Source organism: Veillonella parvula (genome assembly GCF_036456085.1).
In the GTDB taxonomy this organism is placed as follows: Bacteria; Bacillota; Negativicutes; order Veillonellales; family Veillonellaceae; genus Veillonella; species Veillonella parvula_E.
In genome coordinates, this window is sequence record NZ_CP138632.1 from 1,671,763 (window position 1) to 1,693,301 (window position 21,539).

The window sequence follows — 21,539 nt, forward strand, 5'->3', positions numbered from 1 at the left end:
TAGTTAACTACAGTATATATTTGAAGGAGGGTATCTATGTCGATACTGAACGTAGTAGGCGCCAAAGTTTGGGGCGGCGGAGAGCAATACGTATATGATATGTGCGATGAACTACATAGACGGCAGATACCTTCTTTTGTTTTGATTGATGTTTCAAATCATGAATTGCAAGAAAGATTTGAGCAAGTAGCAGAGGTTTTAACAGCTAATCTTTATTCCTATAAAGGATTTACTTCTCTTTTATCTATTGTAAAACATATAAAAGAGAAGGGAATCACAGTTATTCAATGTCACTCAGGAAAATATATTTTATTATGCTTGGCTTTAAAGCGTTTAACGGGTGCTAAACTCATTTTTTATAAGCATAATGTAATAAAAGCTAAAACAGATATGTACCATCAGTGGATTCAATCACAGGTAGATGCTTTTATATGTGTGTCTAAAAAGGTTTACGATGCACAAGTCATTCCAAACATAATTGATAAATACCATCTTGTTTACAATGGCGTTAATACACGTCGTTTTTCTGATGTTTCTGATGATAATATTCCAAATAAGCCATTTATCGTTGGTTATGCAGGTCGAATCATTGAAAATAAAGGAATCTTTGATCTTTTAGATGCGGTTAGAGTGATTCATAATAAAATTGATGAGGTTCGTTTAGTTATATGTGGAGACGGTAAGTCTGCTGATATCGAACAAATGAATCAGTATATCAAGCAGCATCAGATGGAAGAATATGTGCAGTACATGGGCTTTCAAAAGGATATGAATCGATGGTATCGATCTATTCATTGTTTAGTAGCACCCTCTAAGGTGCAGGAAGCTTTTGGTCTCGTATTATGTGAAGCTATGTATTGCAAGGTGCCCGTTATAACAAGTACATCAGGGGCGCAAGCAGAGATTATTGAGAATGGAAAATCTGGTATTCTCATAGATACGGTTAATAGTGAATCTATTATAGAGGCTATTCAAGGCTTAATAGAGAATGATGGAGTTCGAAAATCTATAATTGAACATGGATATACACGTGTGAAGTCTACTTTTACCATCGACAAGATGGTGGATTCCATAGATAAGATAGTTTGTAATTTGAGGTGATAAGGTGTTACAGTATATACAAAATCAATGGAGGAAAGGCCGAAAAATATATGGCAAACGTAGTTGGAGGGAGACACGACGTACTTTCCTTCATACAATGCGCTCTATCCGCAATAAACGAGAAATAGAGGACTTAGAGAATTATTTTGCAAGCTACACACCTGATTCAGTACTATTAGACCGTCAAGTTGGTTTATATGAGTTAATGACAAGATATTTTTTGTTTAAAAATTCGACACCACAGGAACGATTAGAGGCTATTATTAATCATTTTGATTATTTGAAAGCTGTATTTACAGATGAAGCAATTCGTGAAATGTACTCTGTAGATCCAGATAATATTTATGATGACGTAAGTCGTATGAAGCGTGGTTTTATCATATGGGAATCGGAAGAGCTTGATATGGTGGCCCGTTTATATTATGGACCTGGGCAACGAAAAGAAGGTTTTTTGACATTGTTACTAACATTGGGCAAACAAGGTGTATATCATGCTAACTTCCGTTTTGGGAAAGGCTTTAATGGGGAGCCTGCCATGTGGATAGGCACTGTTCAAGGTTATAAAGATGGTCTTGATAATGCTAAAACAGTTACTAAGAAAATGTTTGGTTATCGACCAAAAAACTTTATTATGTTCCTCTTGCGTCATATAGCAGTCATTTGTAAGGTAGAATCTATCTATGCTGTATCTGATGAAGGTTTCTATGCTAATACACACTTAGTTCGCGGTCATCGTGCTAAAGTTGCAGAGCTAGATTCATTATGGGAGGAATCTGGTGGTGTAGTATGCAGCGATGAACGGTTTTTCAAAATTCCATTGGAGGAATACCGAAAACCAATCGAGGAAATTAAGTCACAAAAACGTAGTCAATATCGTAAACGCTATGATTTACTCGATCAATATGAGCAAGAAATTCAAGACCATATGAAACATTTAATAAAATAAGTATATGTAAACAGTAACAATGCTTGATTATTAAATAATATGAATAAGGGATAAGGGAGTTAGTATGAAATCTTGGATACTTAACAATGCGGAAATGGTACTAACGATACTCATTTCGATTATGATATGTATGACACGGTCATCTATGGCTTTTGGGAATTTGATGTATGGTCTCATTATTTTGATGACCTTAATAACTTGTTGGTATAGACGACATGAAATCTCTGTACCACAATCGATACGCCAATATGGATGGGCTTATTTAGTGATGTTGCTGTGTGTATTGCCATCAGCATTTATAAGCGATGATATACTAGTGACGACCAAATATTTCTTTAATATTTGGGTTTGGAAGGTATTAATCATCGTACCAATCCTGTTATGTATTAAAAGTTCTCGCAAATTATACACCATATTATCAGTATTTTTTGTATATATGGGCATTGATGCTTTATCTGCCTTTGTACAATATTTACTAGGATATAATGTAGGTCCAGGAGGTCGCGCAGGTGGCGTTATTCATGGCTCTATGATGGGACTAGCTATGTTGTTAACATTAGCTTTTCCATTAGCTTTAATTGTTGCCTATGATAAAAGATTTCCTTCGTATGTAAGAATATCAGCTGTATTTTCTTTGTTTGGTATGTTATTGGGAATGTGGGGAAACCAAAGCCGAGGTTCCTGGTTATTTAATGGAATTAACGGCGTACTGATTACATTGCGCTATTGCTTTGTTAATATTCGCTATATATTAGTATTATTTGTGACTGTTGTAGGCATAGGATATGCATTTACTAGTAATCAATCTTATATGGAGCGTTTAGAAAGTACTTTTAATATAACTAGTGATGGTTCAAATTTAGGCCGTATCTATGTATGGAAAGCCGATAAGCAAATGATTTTGGATCATCCCATTATAGGTGTTGGTCCTGGCTTATGGGGAAAAAAGTATGCAGAACAATATCAATTAAAGCAGGAAATGCAAAATTTAGGACATTCTCATAATAATATGTTACAAATAGCTTCTGAATCTGGCATATTAGGACTTATTGGTTTCTTAGGATTCTCAATTTTTACAATCTATAAATCAGTAAAAAATTATATTATGTCTGCAAATCCTTATGATTTATCAATTATTGTTGGTTTTATTAGTTATTTATTTTTATTTGGATCTGTTGATTATACTTGGGGTAACTCATCTGGTATTCGAATGTTTTGGATTGTTATGGGGATAATGCTTCAATTGCGAGATAATTGAGAATGATATAGTCTTTTAGAACGTAATTGACTACTATTTAATAGACAATAAAGTATAATTTAAATAGGCATAAAAAACAAAGAACTATATAAAAGATAGGTGAAATCTATGTTTTTATAGTTTTACATATTTAAATATGATACAATATATGTAAATATTGGTACATTGTATTCGTATGATAGAGAGGTTGTTTTCTTGAAAATATATTGAGAAAACAATCTTTTTTTATAATTTGGGGTATTAGTATGAATAGTTCTATCTGTAATAACAATAATAAAAAGTTATTTATTAGTAAGCTTATAGTGCTTATAGCAGATTATATTGCTATTGTTTTGGGGACATTAGCAGCCTATTATTTGCGTTTAAACTTATCAATTTTACCGGTAAGTTCAAATTTTAAGGTAGAAGAAATTTACGTATATGGTGTTGTGCCTATCGTATTTTTATCAATATTGCTTCTTAATAATGCCTATTCCATAGTATCTCCCTATTGGGATACTATGAAAAATTTATTTCGCAGTATTACCATAGGGGTTGTCGTATCTATTGTCCTCATGTACACGGGCCATGTAATTAATGATGTGTCTCGTTTATTTGTTGCCTTTGCTTATATATGTATGCTCGTCTTTATCTTTAGTGAGCGTTTTATTGTAGGAAAAATACTTTCAAAAGCAGGATATTTAACAATTCCAATCCTTCTCGTTGGGGCGGGGAAGACTGCAGAACTTGTAAAGAGGTCTTTAGATCGCATGCCGATTACTACCTATAAGATTATTGGTTATGTAGATGATAATCCTAAATCATTATCCATTGCTAAAGAATACCCATGCCTTGGAGTCTTTAAAGATGTAGAAAGCGTTATTAAAGAAACAGGCGTTCAAACAGTGCTCATCTGTGCGCCAGGTCTTGAGTCTAAAAAATTAGTATCTTTGATTAATCGATTACAAGTATTAGTAAAACGTGTGGCCTTTGTTCCTGAATTATTTGGTTTACCTACTAGTAATATCAGTGCTCGTGGCATGATGGAAGAACAAGCCGTCATATTGCGTGTACAAAATAATCTAGCACGCAAGTCTAACCGTGTTTTCAAACGTATTTTTGACATTGTAGCTACCGTATGTGGTGGTATTTTGATTTTACCAATTCTCGGTATCATTGCTATATTGATTTACTTGGATTCTCCAGGACCTATCGTATTTGGGCATAAACGTGTTGGACAGGGTGGAAAATTATTCCTTTGTTACAAATTCCGATCTATGGTACCAAATGCGCAAGAGGCTTTGGAGCAATATTTGAAAGATAATCCAGCTGCTCGTGAAGAATGGGAACGAGACTTTAAATTGAAAGATGATCCTCGCGTTACAAGAATCGGTAAATTCCTTCGAAAAACAAGTCTTGATGAATTGCCACAGTTATGGAATGTTCTAGTTGGAGACATGAGCCTCGTAGGGCCAAGACCTATTGTTCGAGATGAAATTGTAAAATACGGCGATTATATAAATGACTTTTACCTTGTACCACCAGGGATTACTGGTGTTTGGCAGGTAAGTGGTCGCAGTGATACCACCTATGAAGAACGAGTGTTAATGGACTCTTGGTATGTGCATAATTGGTCTGTATGGATCGATATTGTATATCTGTTGAAAACTGTATTGGCTGTTGCTAAATCGAAAGGGGCCTATTAATCGTTATTATGAGGGATACTAGTTTTGATATTATGAAGGGAATTGCAATTTTACTTGTTGTTTTGGGCCATTCTGTACCGGATCAAGCAAGTTCTAGTGGAATTGCTAGTTATCCTTTATATTTGATGCGAACGATAATTTACAGTTTCCATATGCCAGTTTTTTTCTTTGTGGCTGGTTATTTTATGCATATACCTTTGAAAGAAGGCTTTCAGAATTTTATAAGAGATAAAAGCATACGTTTGATGGTTCCATATTTTACAATTGGAATACTATATTTTCCTTTCAAATTAGCTTTATCAAAATTTGCAAATCAACAAATAAATGCACAGGATATATGGAAAATATTTATTGGTATTAATCCGGATGGAGAACTTTGGTTTTTATATTGTCTGTTCTTTATTTCAATCCTCACTGCCTTTTTTGTTAAGCGTGTAAATTTTGGTTTATTACTAATATCTTTTATTGTTGGAATCTTTTCTGATGTATTAAATATCTTCTCTGTATCTATGGTATCAAAGATATTGTATTTTCAGTTTTTCTATATCCTAGGCTTATATATAAAGAAATATATGCTATTGGATTATATGAAATCTACGGTAATAGCACTTACATCTATGGTGATTTTTATTGTAGGTAATTATGCATTACTTCATGATATGAATGCTTTTAAAATAGTTACTCTTATAACAGCAGTTTCGGGGATTAATATTACACATTATATTGCTAATAAAATTCAATCTAAAGATGGTCTATATAAAACACTTTTAGTCTTTTTAGGTACCGTTTCAATGGATATATATATCTTTAGTGATATTGTTAAAATTCCATTTAGAATTGTACTTTGGTCTAAGTTAGGATTGTATTATGAAGCCTTTATTGTTTGCTTCTTAGCATCTACAACTTTATCTATTTTGATAGGTTATATCTTAAGAAAAAATCATTATTCACGATTACTATGTCTTGGAATGAAAAAATAAGGATATATATATATGAATAAAAAATTTGACTATTTAGTAGTTGGGGCGGGCCCATTTGGTGCTGTATTTGCCCATGAAGCGCACAAGCGTGGTAAATCAGTACTCGTCATCGATCGTCGTGATCATATAGCAGGTAATATGTATTGTGAAAGCAAAGATGATATCAATATTCACGTCTATGGCGCTCATATTTTCCACACATCCTTGAAACATGTGTGGGATTATGTCAATCAATTTGCTGAGTTTAATCACTATGTAAATAGTCCTGTGGCAAATTATAAAGGTGAGATGTACAATTTGCCCTTCAATATGAACACATTCTCTAAAATGTGGAATATTCGAACTCCAAAAGAGGCACAAGATATCATTACTAAACAACGGGCTGCTATTTCAGGGGAACCAAAGAATTTAGAAGAGCAAGCTATTAGCCTCGTAGGGACAGATATTTACGAAAAGCTCATCAAAGGATATACGGAAAAACAATGGGGTCGTAAATGTACAGAGTTACCAGCTTTTATCATTAAACGTTTGCCAGTGCGTTATACATACGATAACAATTACTTTAATGACCGTTTTCAAGGTATTCCTATTGGCGGTTATACCAAGATGATTGAACGCATGTTAGAAGGCATTGAAGTCCGTTTAGGTGTAGACTTCCTCAAACATCGGAACGAATATGAAACTTTGGCATATAAGATTATCTACACAGGCCCTATAGATGAATACTTTGGTTATTCTGAAGGGGTATTAGAATATCGCGGTCTTCGTTTTGAAACTGAACGTCTCGAAGAGGAAAACCATCAAGGCGTTGCGGTGGTGAACTATACGGAAGGTGAAATTCCGTATACTCGTATCATTGAGCATAAGCATTTTGAGTTTGGCACACAGCCCGTTACGTATGTAACAAAAGAATATCCAAAGGACTGGGAAATCGGTGAAGAAGCGTATTATCCAGTAAATGATGTAAAGAATTTGGATCTATATGCTAAATATGTTAAAAAGGCTGAAGCGATTTCTAATGTTATCTTTGGTGGTCGTTTAGGGGAATATAAATATTACGATATGGATAAGGTCATTGCTAGTGCTTTATTATTAGTAGAAAAAGAGCTAGCCTAAGCGAAATTTCATATGGTAGGTGAATCGACTGGAGAGTCAATACTCAAGTAGGAGAGTACTAGTGAATATTAAGATTTTAGTTGCCACACATAAGCAATATTGGATGTCAGAAGACTCCGTGTACATGCCAATCCATGTAGGCCGAGAAGGTAAGGCTGATATTGGTTATACTGGTGATCATACGGGAGATAACATATCTTCAAAAAATGCGAACTATTGTGAGTTGACAGGTCTGTATTGGGCTTGGAAAAACCTTGATGCGGATTATATTGGTCTCGTTCATTACAGACGTTATTTTACGCGCAAAGAGGTGCGCTCCGTAGAAGATAAAAAGAATCAAATCTTGACGGGTGCAGAATGGGAGAAACTACTTTTACAATATCCTGTAGTAGTAGCAGATAAGCGTAAATATTATATTGAGTCTAATCGTTCTCACTATAATAATGCCCACCATAGCTCAGGATTAGATGCGGCAGAGCAAATCATCGCTGAACAATATCCCGAATATAGCGCTGCTTTCACAAAGGTATGCAATCGCACTTGGGCTCATATGTTCAACATGTTTGTTATGCGTAGAGATTTATTTGATCAATACTGTGAATGGATGTTTTCCATCTTAGAAGAGATTGAAAAACGTGTTGATATTTCTGATTATGATACGTATGAAGCACGTATCTATGGCTTTGTTAGTGAAATCTTGCTTGATGTATGGATTGAAGCTAATAATATTAGCTATAAAGAACAAAATGTATCATTTATGGAGCCACAAAACTGGTTGAAAAAAGGTGGATTATTCTTAAAAAGAAAATTCTTTAAATAATAGACTTATTTGTATTATGGAGGAATTTTTTTGATGCGAGAAATTGGATTTTCGGAGATTAAGGGTGTCGCTTTAGATATTTTAAAAGATGTGGCACAATTTTGTGATACACATGATATTCGATATGTATTAGCCTATGGAACGATGTTGGGTGCCGTTAGACATAAAGGTTTTATTCCATGGGATGATGATATTGACATCATGATGCCACGCGATGATTATAATCGCTTTATTAAGTTATATAATAATCATAATCCAAGATATCAAGTATATTCTATTGAAAATGATGATAAATATACCTATACAATGGCAAAGGTATTTGATCAAGAAACAGTTATGGTTGATAATACATTGTGGCGTAATTTTGATAAAGCCGGTGTATTTATAGATATCTTTCCTATTGATGGGTTACCAAATGATACACAGGCTCAACAAAAACTTTTTAGACACCAACAACTTTTAAACTTGTTATTCCATGGCTCTTCTATGAAGTTTACATTCAGTAATCGCTATGTAGATTCTAAAGGTAGCTTTGCTAAGTTAAAAGGTTATGTTCGGACAGTTTTAAAATTTGGTGCTATCGGCTTAATGCATTTTTTGCCAACTATAAGTTTAATCAAAAAAATCAACCAAGATGCACAACAGTATCCATTTTCCAATGCGAAATACATAAGTGTTCTTGTTGATTGTGCAAGTGGTAATAAACGAGAGGTATATGAAAAGAGCTTGTTTGATAATAGAAGTTTATATCCTTTTGAGGATACTGAGTTTTGGGGACTTACAGATAGCGATTTCTATTTAAGTCATTTGTACAATAATTATATGGAAGCACCACCTGAAGATCGTCAGGTACCACATCATAACTATAGAGTGTATTGGAAACAATAAGAGGGGGATTAGACTATGAAACTATTTACAGTAGGACCAACACAAATGAGAAAGGAAATTCTTGATGTAAGACATCAACAAGTTCCTTATTTTAGAACAACGGAATTTTCTGAAGTTATGTTAGATTCAGATAGACTGCTTAAAAAGTTTATGAATGCACCAGAAAGCTATAAATCCATCTACTTAACAGCTTCTGGTACAGGCGCATTAGAAGCTACTATTATGAATTGTATGAATGAAACTGACCATGTACTAGTTATTAATGGTGGTACTTTTGGTCAACGTTTTGTTGATTTATGTGAACTCCATGAGATCCCTCATATTGTGATTAAACTAGACGATGGTGAGGAGTTGACTGCTAAACACTTTACTGCAGTAGAAGAACAAGACTTTACTTTTGTTATTGCTAATATTGATGAAACTTCTACAGCACAGTTATATGATATTAATTTATTAAGTAGCTTTGCTAAAAAGAAGCAAGCGTACTTGGTGATTGATGCAATTAGTTCATTCTTAATTGATCATTATGATATGGCTGGTAATAATATTGATGTTACTATTTTAAGTTCTCAAAAAGGACTTTGTATTGCACCAGGTATATCTCCTATTGTAATTAGTGACAGATTATATGAAGAACGTGTAAAAAATAATCATATTAAGAATCTTTACTTTGATTTCAACCAATATGTAAAGAATTTTACAAGGGGTCAAACACCATTCACACCTGCTGTTGGGGTATGTTTAGAAATGAATAAGGCATTACATCTTATTGAAGAGGAAGGTTTTGAAAACTATTTAGCTCGTATTGATAGTGTGGCGAAGGATTTTAGAAATAGAATTAAAGAATTACCAGTATCTCTTCCTACTTTCACTATTAGTAATGCGGTTACGCCTATCCGTTTTGAACAACCAATTGCTAAAGATGTATTTACAATCTTGAAGGACAAATATGATATTTTTGTAAATCCTACAGGTGGGGTTAATGAAGACTATGTCCTACGCGTTGCTCATATTGGTGATACGACCATTGAGGATAATATAATGCTTGTAGAAACAATGAAATTAGTCATTAAAGAGATTACAGGTAAATAATATGGTAAAAGTGATAACATATGGAACATATGATTTGTTTCATGAGGGACATTATAATTTATTAAAAAATGCAAAAGCATTAGGTGATTACCTTATTGTTGGGGTTACGTCTGACTATTTTGATAAATCTAGAGGCAAATTTAATGTTCGTGATTCTTTGATGACGCGTATTGATAATGTGCGCGCTACAGGTTTTGCAGATGAAATCGTAGTAGAAGAATATTTTGGACAAAAAATAGATGATATCAAACGATTTAATATAGATATATTTACTGTGGGATCTGATTGGGAAGGATATTTTGATTATTTAAATGAGTATTGTAAGGTAGTTTACTTACCAAGAACACAAGGCATTTCTAGTACTCAAATCAGAAATTCCAAGAATGTTAGATTGGGTATTATCGGTAATGAAGTTATTTTAGATAGATTTTTAGATGAAGCTAAATTTGTAAGTGGTATTGATATTATAGGTGGTTACACAGAAACAGATGCGGTTGATACTATCTATAAATCACATCAGTTTAATGATTTAGAGCAATTTAGTTCATCTAAAATATTGCTAGATGAGGTAGATGCGGTATACATTAATATGCCATTATCTAAACGTGTAACTTATATCGAAAAAGCACTACAAGCCAAAAAACATGTATTAACAGAATTCCCATTTAGCAGTGACCTTGATGAAACATTACGTTTAATGAACTTGGCGAAAACTTCCAACTTAGTATTAATGGAAGGACTGAAGACAGCGTATAGTCCTGCTTTTAGTAAATTAATAGCCATGGCACGTAGTGGGCAAATCGGTAAGATATTTAATGTGGAAGCTAATTTCACACAGGTATTAGGCGATGATTTAGAGAATCAAGTTAGGATAGCAGGGGGCAGTATTTTATCTCTCGCTGCATATCCTTTATTAGCAATCTTTAAATTATTGGGTTTTGATTATAATCATGTTGATTTTATAAGCCATAAAGTCGATGATGTCGATATTTTATCAAAGATTAATTTTGTCTATGATGATGCTATGGCTTCTGCTACAGTAGCTATTAATGCCAAAGCAGAAGGTGATTTAGTTATATCTGGTTCAAAAGGGTATATTTACGTACCAGCGCCTTGGTGGAAAACAGAATTTTTTGAATTACGTTTTGAAGATGTGAACTTGAATCGAAAATACTTCTATAAATTTGAAGGGGAAGGTTTACGCTACGAGATTGTTGAATTCTTAACATGTATTAGAAAGAATTCTGAAAGTTTCTTAATGAGCCATCAAGATATGATTGAAGAGGTGCGTGTTCTCGATAAATTTGTATCTAATACAGATGTTACTGTTATTTAGTATAGGGTTGGATGAGTATGCAACAATTATCTTTACGTGAAGTCCAATTAGAAGAGTTGAATCTGCTCAAAGATTTTGACCAATTTTGTAAAAAATATAATTTAAAATATAGTCTGTGTTATGGCACATTAATAGGTGCAGCTCGACATAAAGGATTTATACCTTGGGATGATGATATTGATGTTTGCATGCCTAGACCTGATTATGAACGGTTATTAACGTTAAAAGAGCATTATGATCATGATGGATTAGAGTTAATCGCCAATCCTATTAATTATAGCTTGGATGCAACCTATGCAGCTATAATTAATAAAAACATTCCTTGTGAAAACACATATTCTAATACATTGCGTAGTAAGTATTTGTGGATAGATATTTTCCCTGTTGATGGATTTAGTGAAGATATGTCCATCATGAAAGAGATTTATGATAAATCGATTTTTTATCAAAGAATACTTACATTAGCTAGTGCTAAGCTGTTTAAGGGGCAATCTCTCATCCATGCTTTAGGCAAATTAGTTGTTGTGCCATTATGTCGTTTATTTGGTAAACAGCATTGTATTGATATCATGGATCAGTTAGCTAAATCCTATGATTACACTACATCAGAGCATGTTGGTGTAATTGCTTGGGGTGAAGGTGTAAAGGAGCGATTACCTAAACAAGATTTTGAGAAAATGACTACTATTGAGTTCGAAGACCAATTATTTTCTGTTATGTCTTGTTGGAGAGAATATCTAGACAATATGTATGATGATTATATGAAGATGCCTCCTGAAAACCAACGCTGTGGACATAATATTATTGCGTATAAGATAGATCGAAAGGATTAAATTATGCAACCTTTACTTTCTATTATTGTTCCCATTTATAATGTTGAACAATATGTGGACAGATGCATTCAATCTATACTAAATCAAACCTATCAGAATTTAGAAATTATTTTAGTTGATGATGGTGCAACGGATTGTAGTGGTGTTATTGCAGATTCTTATGCGGCGAAGGATAAACGAATTAAGGTCTTTCACAAAGAGAATGGGGGGCTTTCCGATGCTCGTAACTATGGTTTAGATCATGTTACAGGGGACTATATTTTATTCATTGATAGTGATGACTTTATTGTGAATACAATGTGTGAAAGACTGATTACTGTAGCGAATAATAACAATGCTGATATAGTATCTTGTAATTATTATATCTATAGAGGTGATGATGATATCAGTATACATACTATGTCTGTTCAATATGATCAACGAACTTTTACAGGCATGGATATGTTACGGTATTATCTACTAAAAACGGAACCATTTGATTTAAATGTAGTATGGAATAAAATTTTTAAATTGGATTTATTCAATGGAGTGGTGCCAGTTCGTTTTCCAAAGGGACGAGTTCAAGAAGATAATTTTACTATTTTCATGCTATTTTTGAATGCTAATAGTATAGTAACAGTAAATGAACCACTTTATTATTATGTACAACGCGCAGGTAGTATAATGGCTACTTTCACTAGACGTTTTATGATAGATACAATAGAGTCCCACATATATATGAGTGATTATCTTATGAATCACTGCAGTAATGTAAAGAATGAGTTGCAATTATATCTTTTAAATTCCTATGTGGAATTATCTCGTAGAGTCTGTGCCAATAAATGTAAGAAAGAGTACAATGATTTACTAATTCAATATAAACACTATGTATTAGATCATACGGCTGATACTAGCCATAATCCAATGTGGAAGTTTAAACAATATATAAAAAGGCTATTGGTTAAATTGTATTATTAAATATGAATCATAGTCATATTTGTACGATTATATATTACATATAATTAAAGCCCATAGAGATTATCTTTATATTTTTATTGATAATACTATGGGGTTTTCTCTAATTATGAAAGTATAGTTAGTAATATTTAATAGATATTAATGTTAGAGGATGGGTAATGTGAGAAAGAGTTACTCCGTATTAATAGAGAATATATTTTCTTTACTGACCTTGCGCGCTTTAGAATATATATTAGCGTTTATTTTAGTACCATATTTGATTCGCGTATTAGGACCATTGCATTTTGGGATGATTGCCTTTATGCAGGGGATTATGGAATATTTCCGTATTTTTGTAGATTTTGGTTATTCCTTAACAGCGCCAAAGGCAATAGCACAGGCTGAAGAACAGAACATAAGCTCTCTATTTGCCAAATATTTTTATGGAAAAGTATGTATATTAATATTTATTACCGCGGTATTTTTTGCTATTTATAATCTACAACGCATATTATTAGGAAATACGATTGATATATTATTATTTCAGGTCATGTACTGTGGAATTATAGGCAATGTTTTATTTCCTGTATGGTTTTTCCAGGGCATACAGAAGATGCGGTATATTACCATCTTAAATATGAGTGGTCGTATCTGTACAATGCTAGGTATATTTTTACTTGTAAAATTTCCAGATGATTATATACTTGCTGCATTCTTACAATCTTGTACTCCATTAATTGCAGGTATTTTTTCAATAGTTTGGTTAAGAAAACACTATACAGGATTATTCAAATTGTCACCTATGGGTGAGATTATTAATTCTTATAAAGAAGGCTGGTCTATATTCGTATCTTCGTTGGCAGTTAACTTGTACACTGCAACTAATGTAGTAGTATTAGGTATGCTTACGAATAATGTTATCGTTGGTTACTATAGTGCTGCTGATAAATTAATTACCTGTGTTCGAAGAGGTATATATGCTGTAAGTGATGCAATATATCCATTTATAAGTAAGATGATGAGAGATGATATTCCCAAGGGATTACAGTTCATTAAAAAGCAATTATTCCTGTATTTGATTGTAGGCCTTGTTGGTTGTACATCTTTATTTTTCTTTTCAGATACTATAGTTAGGCTATTGTTCGGAGCTGATTATGATTTAACTGTTGATGTATTACGAATCTTGTCTTTTGTTCCATTAGCTGTTGCTATTAGTACTGTATTTGGTGAAGAAACGATGTTACCCCTTAATATGAATAGTGCTTATAGTCGGACTCTAGTATTGGGAGCTTTCTTTAGTTTGATATCTATATTTCCATTGTGTTATTTGTGGGGGGCTAAAGGAGTAGCAATAACAATGCTATTAACAGAATTTTTAATTATGAGTATTATGGGAGGTTTATTAAGGAAGCAACTCTTTTAAGAGGTATTAAGTAGTTTGAGAGATTTGAGAGGTTTGTTTCAATATGATTAGTTTAGCATATTATAAAATTCAAGAGATTTTGCTTTGTGCAATGATAATTTCATTACCCTTAATGCGGATACCAGATCGGTATACCTTATTTTCGATGGGAAATAATCTGTCGATGGTATTTTTGTTTTTTTCCATTTTTTTATTTATTGTGTATAGCATATGGAAAAAGAAGACAGAGGTTCCATTTAAACTGTATTTTATAATATCTGTTGTTTGGATTGTTTTTTGTACTATATTGGGGGTATTTTCTTTCCCTTTTTACGATACTGTAATTTATACGTACTTAATCAATACATCCGTTGTCCAAAAATTATATACTCTATTCCCTTCATTTGTAGGTAATGAATTTGTTCTACAAGTAAAGTTGATGGTGTCCTTAGTTTGGTATTTATTCAGAAACTTTATATTCCCATTAATTGGTTTATTCTTAATCATTTTTAATCTTTATAAAGATGATTATAAAAAAGGCCTTGATACCATTGTTAATGCTGCAAGAATATTAACAATTCTATGTATAGCTTACTCTGTTATAGAGGTTTCTTGGCTATGGAGTGGTTCGGATTATTTAGCTAGTATACTAGTAACTATTAATAATAGCTTATATGATCCTGTTGTACAAAGTGGGTGGTGGCCTCCAGAATTATGGCCAGGCCAACTTAGAAGTCTTGCATTAGAACCATCCTATTTTAGTATGATTGCCGTATTTTTAGCTCCATTATTAGGTATTCATTATGTGAGTGACAAAAATAAACTTGATATTGTATTAGCATTTCTATTGATTTCTATGATTTTCTTAACCAAAGCAAGAACTGGTGTAGTTATCTATCTATTTGAATTGGTTACATTTGTACTGCTTAGTCTTGTATTTAGGTATACGTCTTGGTGGAAAATCTGTTTATTCACCGTAGGTCTTAGTGTATTAAGTTATTCGTTTGTCATTGTGGGAGACTCCGTGGCGAGCCCTCTTATTAGAGCAAGTATTTCAGAAATAAACACTGTTGATGAAACCTCTAAAGCTGTATCGGTAGAAAAAGCGCTAGATAACTATATTGATAGTAATGTTAAATCTGTTAGTAATGCGAGCTCACGGTCTAACTCAGCAAGATTTGGTAATACGGTAGCTATGTTTAAAGTAGGTCTAGATTACCCTTTGTTTGGTGTTGGTAGAGGTTTGCATTCTAACTATATGGTGGATCGATTCCCGGATTTTGCTAAAGATAGTGGAGAGGTTAAGCAATGGACAGAGGATGTGTTACGAAAGGGGTTTTTAGCATTTGAATACCCTGTACTCAACGAATTTGCAGCCATATTGGCTTGGTTTGGTGTTATAGGGGAACTATTATTTATTACACCAATTTTATATATTTTATATAAAACATATAGAATTAGACGACATATACAAAATCCGACGTTAGTTTATTTATTAGTAGCATTCTTTGGTCAGATTGTATGCTTTATGAGTAATGAATTTATATTAGCGTATCCAACCCTTGTAGGAATTTTGATTTGTTATATTAAATTTTATGAGAATAGTAACATATAAATTGTATATGTACAGGTATTATGTTTGCTACAATTTTTGATACGATAAAGAAATGTGCTGTTATCAAGAAATTAATAATAGAGGAGCTTATAAGTGGTAGGAAAATGAAAATACGATTGCCAAAAAAAATTAGTTGATTAGATGATACAAAATGCTAATTTTTTGTACATTAATTATTATCGTAATAACTATAGCTTAATAAAAAGGCGGCTGGTGTATAATCAGCTGTCTTTTTTATGTGTGAAATTTGTCACAACATTCTCATATATTTCATGTATTTTATGATGTATACAAGTCATCCTGGTAGGTACCAGTTGGCGTAGTATTCATATAGTTTGAGAGGAAGAATATGAGGTATAGAGAATGAGAGCGAGCAATATTGAATTGTTGCGTATCATTTCGATGATACTAATTATTATGCACCATTTTAGCGTGCACGGTTGTTTCCCCATTACGCCAGATTTAACGTTTAATAAGGTGTTTCTCCAAGTATTTGGACTTGGAGGCAAGGCTGGTGTAGTTGCCTTTGTTATGATAACGGGCTATTTCATGGTTTCTAGTAGTTTTAAGCTGCACAAGTTTGTCAAGTTAGTAGGGCAAATATGGTTTTACAGCATTGCCATGTTGGGCGTGGCTATGGGTTTAGGACTTGATACGGTGACGTCAAGGAATATGATACTTGCGCTATTGCCCATTGGTGCCATGAGTTGGTTTGGTCAGAACTTTTTAGTACTCTATTTATTAACGCCTATTATTAATCGAGTACTTCGTTGGCTACAGCGTAAATACTACGTTATGCTTCTAGTGGTTTCCACGGTAATTTGGTTCTTAATACCGACGGCATTGAATTTGTGGCCTAATGTACCGCATACCACCTTTGGATTCAAACATATCTTTTCCTTTGTCGTATTCTATTCGATGGGGGCGTACATCAAGCTGTACGGCTCACATATAACAAAGAAAATAGGTATTATATTTAGCGCCATAGGCTTTGTAGGGGCTTTTCTAGGGGACATCTTTGTCGATGTACTAGCCATGACGAATCCAGCGTATATGAAACAGATTTTCTACTTTACGCAAAATGATTATGGCTTCTTTCAATTGCTATTAGGCATTGGCTTATTTATTATTTTTTTGAAAGCAAAGATCACTTATCGTTCTTGGATCAATGTGGTAGCATCTACTACCTTTGGTATTTATCTATTGCATGATAATAAGCTATTCCTTCATTACATGTGGGATAATGTATTGGCAACGTATCAGTACTATGATTCAATACTATTACCTCTGTATGCAATTCTTGTAGTGGCGCTTATTTTTGTCATCGGTATGACCGTAGACTATGTGCGGTTGGCTTTCATAGAAAAACCTGTGATGAAAGCAATTACGCCAAGCCTCGACCGGATTCAGTCAAGGGTTGAGAAAGTACTGCCATTATAATGCGATTATCGGTGTTTTTTGGTATAATATATAAGTATTCTTACCATAAAACGGGAGGTAATTATAATGCGTAAATTCTTGTATATGTTAGCGGTATTGCTTGTATTAATTGGCATTAGCACAAACGATGTAGAAGCTCGTCAAGATGTGTATGCTACGACATATCTCGGTAATAGCTGGTATGTAGATCAAGACTCTGTAAAGCGAGTGGGGGATATACTCAACTTTACGGTGTACACAACAGCAGGTCTTAGCTATAAAGTGACATCTAGTGATGATAACTATTACAATGCAGACGTGTTTTACGATAATAATAAACTCGTATCGGATAATGGCCAATCCGTCTGGAAATCTCCAGGTATGATGGCAGCCATGCGCGTGGCGCGTAAATAAGAATAAAAGGCAGCGATTAAATCGCTGCCTTTTTTGTTAACATACTTTCGTATATTTCTATATATAGATTCTTATTGATTCGCTTATATGTTCGCCATATAATTATCTTAGGATAGCCGGCGAGGTTGGGCCTCTCTTCGTTAATGAAGGGAGGGGTGTCTATGAGTGATTATGAGTTAATCATGCTAATTCTAGAGGTAATAACTGTAGTTATTGCCTTTGGTGCACTTGTGGCTCTTATTTGTCTTGGAAAAGACAAATAGCCCTTCGTTACCAGTGACTGGATAACTGAAAGGCCATTTCATCAATTATTTATAGTTCTGAGATGAGCCTAACGGAACCACTCGCTTGGCTATCTACCTATATTATAGGGATAAAAATATATATCGTCAAATTGAGATGAAATACATTATTATAATAACTACATATAAATAATCATAAAAGCTGTACATACATAGATTAGACTAAACGGCTTTGATGTCAAAATTATTTTACATCAAAGGGACGTTCAAAAATCGACTATGTGTGTACAGCTTTTTTGTGTTTTGGTTTTAGTGTGTTTGTGTGAAAGTAGTTATAGGACTACTATAAAGTGATCTTATTATTTTTCAAGTTTGTCTACCAAGCGTTTTACTGTTTCTTGCAGATCTTTATTTTGAGTTTCTAATGCTTGTACGCGTTGTTCTAGTACGTTATAAGAGGTAGGGGACATAGCCGTAGATAAAGATTTTCCCGGTTTATAGGTGATGCCTACATTGGCCATAACGTGATTGTTCATCGTAAACCCTGTGGTGAGTAAAAGATTATCTTTGTGATAATAGCCTACACCTAGAGCTACTGCATTCGCATTTTTATAATGGCCGTAGCCTGCCATGTATTGAACGCGATTATCTGGATCATATGGTAGTGGATGCAATGCGGCTAACGCAGCGGCACGAGCATCGCCTTTATTGGATTCTGATTCGACACGTTGTACCTCTTGCGATACATGTTGTACAGATTTTTCAATGGTGCTGATAGAATTATTAAGCTGTTGACTTGTACTTTTACCAAGGGTATCAATTATTTGATGAACGCCGTAGAGTTGGGATCCGTTGATTGCATCAGTAGAGGTAGCACTCACGCGACCTGCTGCGAGATTGGTGATCGTCCGTTCCTTGCCCTTAGCCCCTACGGATACTGTTGATACAGGTGCGGTGCCGGCATAGTTGACGGTAGTACCATTTTCAAAGGTATGACTTGCTGTACCGACTACATCGCCGTCAGCGGAATCATTGCCAAGGACAACTCCGTTTTTTAGAGAGGTAGTCACATTATTGCCGAGAACAAAGGTGTTTTCTCCAGAAATGTGGTTGTAATTACCTATACTGTAAGAATTGGCCGCATCAATAGCTGTTTTACCGTATTCGCCCTGGCCGAATACACCGGATGCGGCCGCTTTCTCTGATAGTGTATTATAAGAGCCTACGGCCAAGCCCTTAGCAGCCTTTACATTCACATAATGCCCTACGGCAAGGTCGAACTGTCCGTTTACTGTCGAATTTGAACCGATGGCTACAGAATTGCTGGCTTTACTGTTAGCACCTTGGAAGTGCCCAATCCACACGTTTTTATCACCTGCGGATTTTTCCCCTGATTGAGTCCCCATGACAATGGAGTTCGTCAACTGGCTCGCATTACCTGCGGCGAAACCGACGGTTACGTTAAAATCGCCAGTACTGCCTCGGAATGACTTCGCCCCAAGATTGATATTGCCGCCACCTGATGAGCCGGCCCCAGCAGCTGCACCCAAGGCTATGTTATTGCCTTGGGCATTGGGCCCCTTACCTTTTCCGTTCGCCGCACCGGCGTTCTCACCGAGGGTGATGTTACCGCCTGTTCCTGCGGTGAAAGTTTGACCTTCCTTGCCGATGTTACCGTTGTTATCAACGATATTGACCGGCGCCGCATAAACTGTGGTGGATAAAGCTACCATTACAACACTTGCTAATACAAAACGTTTCTTACTCATCGTATACACTCCTTTGTGTACAAACAAACTTTCACAAAACTTTCATAAAAAGACTTACATGGCTACTATAATACCAAAAAGGTATATTGTAAATAGAATATTCATATAAATTCAATAAATATACAATATATTCTATAGGTATTTATAGTTAATAAGAAACCTTTGACACATATTTATAAAATTTAAATATTTATTTATTCTATAAATTGTATTCTAGCATTTTATATGTATAAATTGCATTCTATATGCATTGACAAGCCTCTATATATTTATATAAAATAGAAATAATTTCATGTTTTGTTCATGATAAAATCATGAGTCATCGGCGTGTGTAATGACGTATTAAGTACATAATTAAATAAATAATTATGTGCGTAATGAAAAGTGTGTTTGTACGTAAGAGTGTGTAATGAAATATATAATCGTGTTGATGAGTGCCCTTTTTATGTTTGTCATGCCTGTATCGGGGGAGCAGGTAAGTAAAGCAGAGCAGCCTATACAGGGGACTAGGGTAAAACAAGTTCATAGTGAAAGTACGGTCGCCTTATCTGACGACTCAGATACATTCCATGTTAATTCGTCTCATACTCCAGATCATGTCATCGGTCAGGGCGGATTGGAGATGCCGGACTCCACAGATAAAAAGACGACTCGTTATTCCGATACGGATGCAGTCAACTCTGCGTTGCAGGCGGTGGTTATGACTGGTGTTCATTCCGCAATGCACGGATCGAAGGCAAAACCGTGGATGCAGAGAACCGTCGTGTCATTGCGCTTTCAGAAAAACTGGAAGCCCTTGTACGGTGTGGAAACATTGCAACCACTAGGTTACTATGATGAGACATCTCGTCATGTGTGGTTTACACAGGAGAGGTTGGCGAATGCAGCGGATACAGGAACGACGGCGAATGTGGGTATCGGCTATCGCCGAATCGCAGCGAACGATGACCATTATTACGGTGGTAATCTGTTTTATGACCATCGGTTCAGAGGTAATCACAGTCGCATGAGTGTCGGGCTGGAGTATGTATCGGGTATCGGTGCATTTCGCATGAACTGGTATCGCGGTGTGTCCAGCGAGCGTTCCCTTGACGGTGCGACACGCTTGGAGAGCGTGTCTAACGGATATACTGCGGAATATGGGACTAGCTTTAAGAATGCCCGTTGGGCGCGCGTGTACATGGAAGCCTATCGTTGGCAGTTGCGGCGTAGTGAGGATAAGCATGGCTTGCGTATCGGTACGGAGTTGCAGCTCACGCCGAGGATTTCCGTGGACATGGGCTATAATAAGCCCGAGCATGAGCATGGCAGTCCGTACGGAAAAATCATGTTCCGTCTAGCCGGGGTTGATACGGCATGGTTTGGTGGTAACCATCGATCGGATGCAAAAGCATCGGTTCGTGCGAATATGCTAGAAAATGTGCGCCGCCAACATACGGTGCACGTTGATTGATAGATTGATATATATATATTTATTATTTTGATAAAAGTAGCATAAGAATCCATATTTATTTTTTAGATAAAAGCAACATAGGGAGCTGTTTTATCATATCAGATGATTGTCATCTGATATGAAAAGACAGTTCCTTTTTTTATACATTAATTCATAAAAATTTATTTTGTTTACAAAATAGAAAAAGAGTGGCACAATATTCATGAAAATATAATGAAGAATAAGTTACACGTG

Annotated in this window: 18 protein-coding genes; 17 read left to right on the forward strand and 1 reads right to left on the reverse strand. The window is 34.8% G+C overall.

Features of this window, described 5'->3' with window-relative positions; translation table 11 throughout:
• Nucleotides 1-36: 36 nt before the first annotated feature.
• The 16 genes from PK1910_RS08015 to PK1910_RS08090 all read left to right on the forward strand — a co-directional run bounded on the left by PK1910_RS08015 (nucleotide 37) and on the right by PK1910_RS08090 (nucleotide 17,841).
• The gene (locus PK1910_RS08015; RefSeq protein WP_058948359.1) at nucleotides 37-1,101 is read left to right on the forward strand and encodes a glycosyltransferase family 4 protein; all 1,065 of its coding nucleotides are present in this window, start codon (nucleotides 37-39) and stop codon (nucleotides 1,099-1,101) included.
• A 4-nt stretch (nucleotides 1,102-1,105) separates the two neighbouring features.
• Complete coding sequence (locus PK1910_RS08020; RefSeq protein ID WP_058948360.1) at nucleotides 1,106-2,047, forward strand: VirK/YbjX family protein; 942 nt, start codon at nucleotides 1,106-1,108, stop codon at nucleotides 2,045-2,047.
• 64 nt (nucleotides 2,048-2,111) lie between these two features.
• Entirely contained in the window at nucleotides 2,112-3,305 is a 1,194-nt protein-coding gene (locus tag PK1910_RS08025; RefSeq protein ID WP_058948361.1) for an O-antigen ligase family protein, read from the forward strand.
• 245 nt (nucleotides 3,306-3,550) lie between these two features.
• On the forward strand, nucleotides 3,551-4,990 hold the full coding sequence (gene wbaP / locus PK1910_RS08030) for an undecaprenyl-phosphate galactose phosphotransferase WbaP (RefSeq protein ID WP_058948362.1): 1,440 nt from the start codon (nucleotides 3,551-3,553) through the stop codon (nucleotides 4,988-4,990).
• Between the two features lie 32 nt (nucleotides 4,991-5,022).
• Nucleotides 5,023-5,970: an acyltransferase family protein gene (locus PK1910_RS08035; protein ID WP_287510797.1), complete on the forward strand. Its 948-nt coding sequence runs from the start codon at nucleotides 5,023-5,025 to the stop codon at nucleotides 5,968-5,970.
• Between the two features lie 12 nt (nucleotides 5,971-5,982).
• Complete coding sequence (gene glf, locus PK1910_RS08040) at nucleotides 5,983-7,086, forward strand: UDP-galactopyranose mutase (protein WP_058948363.1); 1,104 nt, start codon at nucleotides 5,983-5,985, stop codon at nucleotides 7,084-7,086.
• A 61-nt stretch (nucleotides 7,087-7,147) separates the two neighbouring features.
• Nucleotides 7,148-7,906 carry a DUF4422 domain-containing protein gene (locus PK1910_RS08045; RefSeq protein ID WP_058948364.1) on the forward strand — a complete coding sequence of 253 codons (759 nt, stop codon included), beginning with the start codon at nucleotides 7,148-7,150 and terminating at the stop codon, nucleotides 7,904-7,906.
• A 33-nt stretch (nucleotides 7,907-7,939) separates the two neighbouring features.
• The gene (locus PK1910_RS08050; protein ID WP_058948365.1) at nucleotides 7,940-8,794 is read left to right on the forward strand and encodes a LicD family protein; all 855 of its coding nucleotides are present in this window, start codon (nucleotides 7,940-7,942) and stop codon (nucleotides 8,792-8,794) included.
• A gap of 15 nt (nucleotides 8,795-8,809) precedes the next feature.
• Entirely contained in the window at nucleotides 8,810-9,886 is a 1,077-nt protein-coding gene (locus tag PK1910_RS08055) for a pyridoxal-phosphate-dependent aminotransferase family protein (protein WP_058948366.1), read from the forward strand.
• 1 nt (nucleotide 9,887) lies between these two features.
• Entirely contained in the window at nucleotides 9,888-11,222 is a 1,335-nt protein-coding gene (locus tag PK1910_RS08060; protein WP_058948367.1) for an adenylyltransferase/cytidyltransferase family protein, read from the forward strand.
• A gap of 17 nt (nucleotides 11,223-11,239) precedes the next feature.
• Entirely contained in the window at nucleotides 11,240-12,055 is an 816-nt protein-coding gene (locus PK1910_RS08065) for a LicD family protein (RefSeq protein ID WP_281782669.1), read from the forward strand.
• Nucleotides 12,056-12,058: 3 nt separating this feature from the next.
• On the forward strand, nucleotides 12,059-13,012 hold the full coding sequence (locus tag PK1910_RS08070) for a glycosyltransferase (protein ID WP_058948369.1): 954 nt from the start codon (nucleotides 12,059-12,061) through the stop codon (nucleotides 13,010-13,012).
• Nucleotides 13,013-13,172: 160 nt separating this feature from the next.
• Nucleotides 13,173-14,414 carry a flippase gene (locus PK1910_RS08075; RefSeq protein WP_287510792.1) on the forward strand — a complete coding sequence of 414 codons (1,242 nt, stop codon included), beginning with the start codon at nucleotides 13,173-13,175 and terminating at the stop codon, nucleotides 14,412-14,414.
• Nucleotides 14,415-14,835: 421 nt separating this feature from the next.
• Entirely contained in the window at nucleotides 14,836-16,008 is a 1,173-nt protein-coding gene (locus PK1910_RS08080; RefSeq protein ID WP_331298590.1) for a hypothetical protein, read from the forward strand.
• A 363-nt stretch (nucleotides 16,009-16,371) separates the two neighbouring features.
• Nucleotides 16,372-17,448 carry an acyltransferase gene (locus PK1910_RS08085; protein WP_058948372.1) on the forward strand — a complete coding sequence of 359 codons (1,077 nt, stop codon included), beginning with the start codon at nucleotides 16,372-16,374 and terminating at the stop codon, nucleotides 17,446-17,448.
• A gap of 66 nt (nucleotides 17,449-17,514) precedes the next feature.
• Entirely contained in the window at nucleotides 17,515-17,841 is a 327-nt protein-coding gene (locus tag PK1910_RS08090; protein WP_058948373.1) for a hypothetical protein, read from the forward strand.
• A gap of 601 nt (nucleotides 17,842-18,442) precedes the next feature.
• Here PK1910_RS08090 and PK1910_RS08095 read toward each other — a convergent pair.
• Nucleotides 18,443-19,852: a YadA-like family protein gene (locus PK1910_RS08095; RefSeq protein ID WP_058948374.1), complete on the reverse strand. Its 1,410-nt coding sequence runs from the start codon at nucleotides 19,850-19,852 to the stop codon at nucleotides 18,443-18,445.
• A gap of 409 nt (nucleotides 19,853-20,261) precedes the next feature.
• Between PK1910_RS08095 and PK1910_RS08100 the strand changes: the two genes are divergently transcribed.
• A complete protein-coding gene (locus PK1910_RS08100) occupies nucleotides 20,262-21,305 on the forward strand; it encodes an inverse autotransporter beta domain-containing protein (RefSeq protein ID WP_058948375.1) in 1,044 nt (347 codons plus the stop codon).
• Nucleotides 21,306-21,539 lie beyond the last annotated feature (234 nt).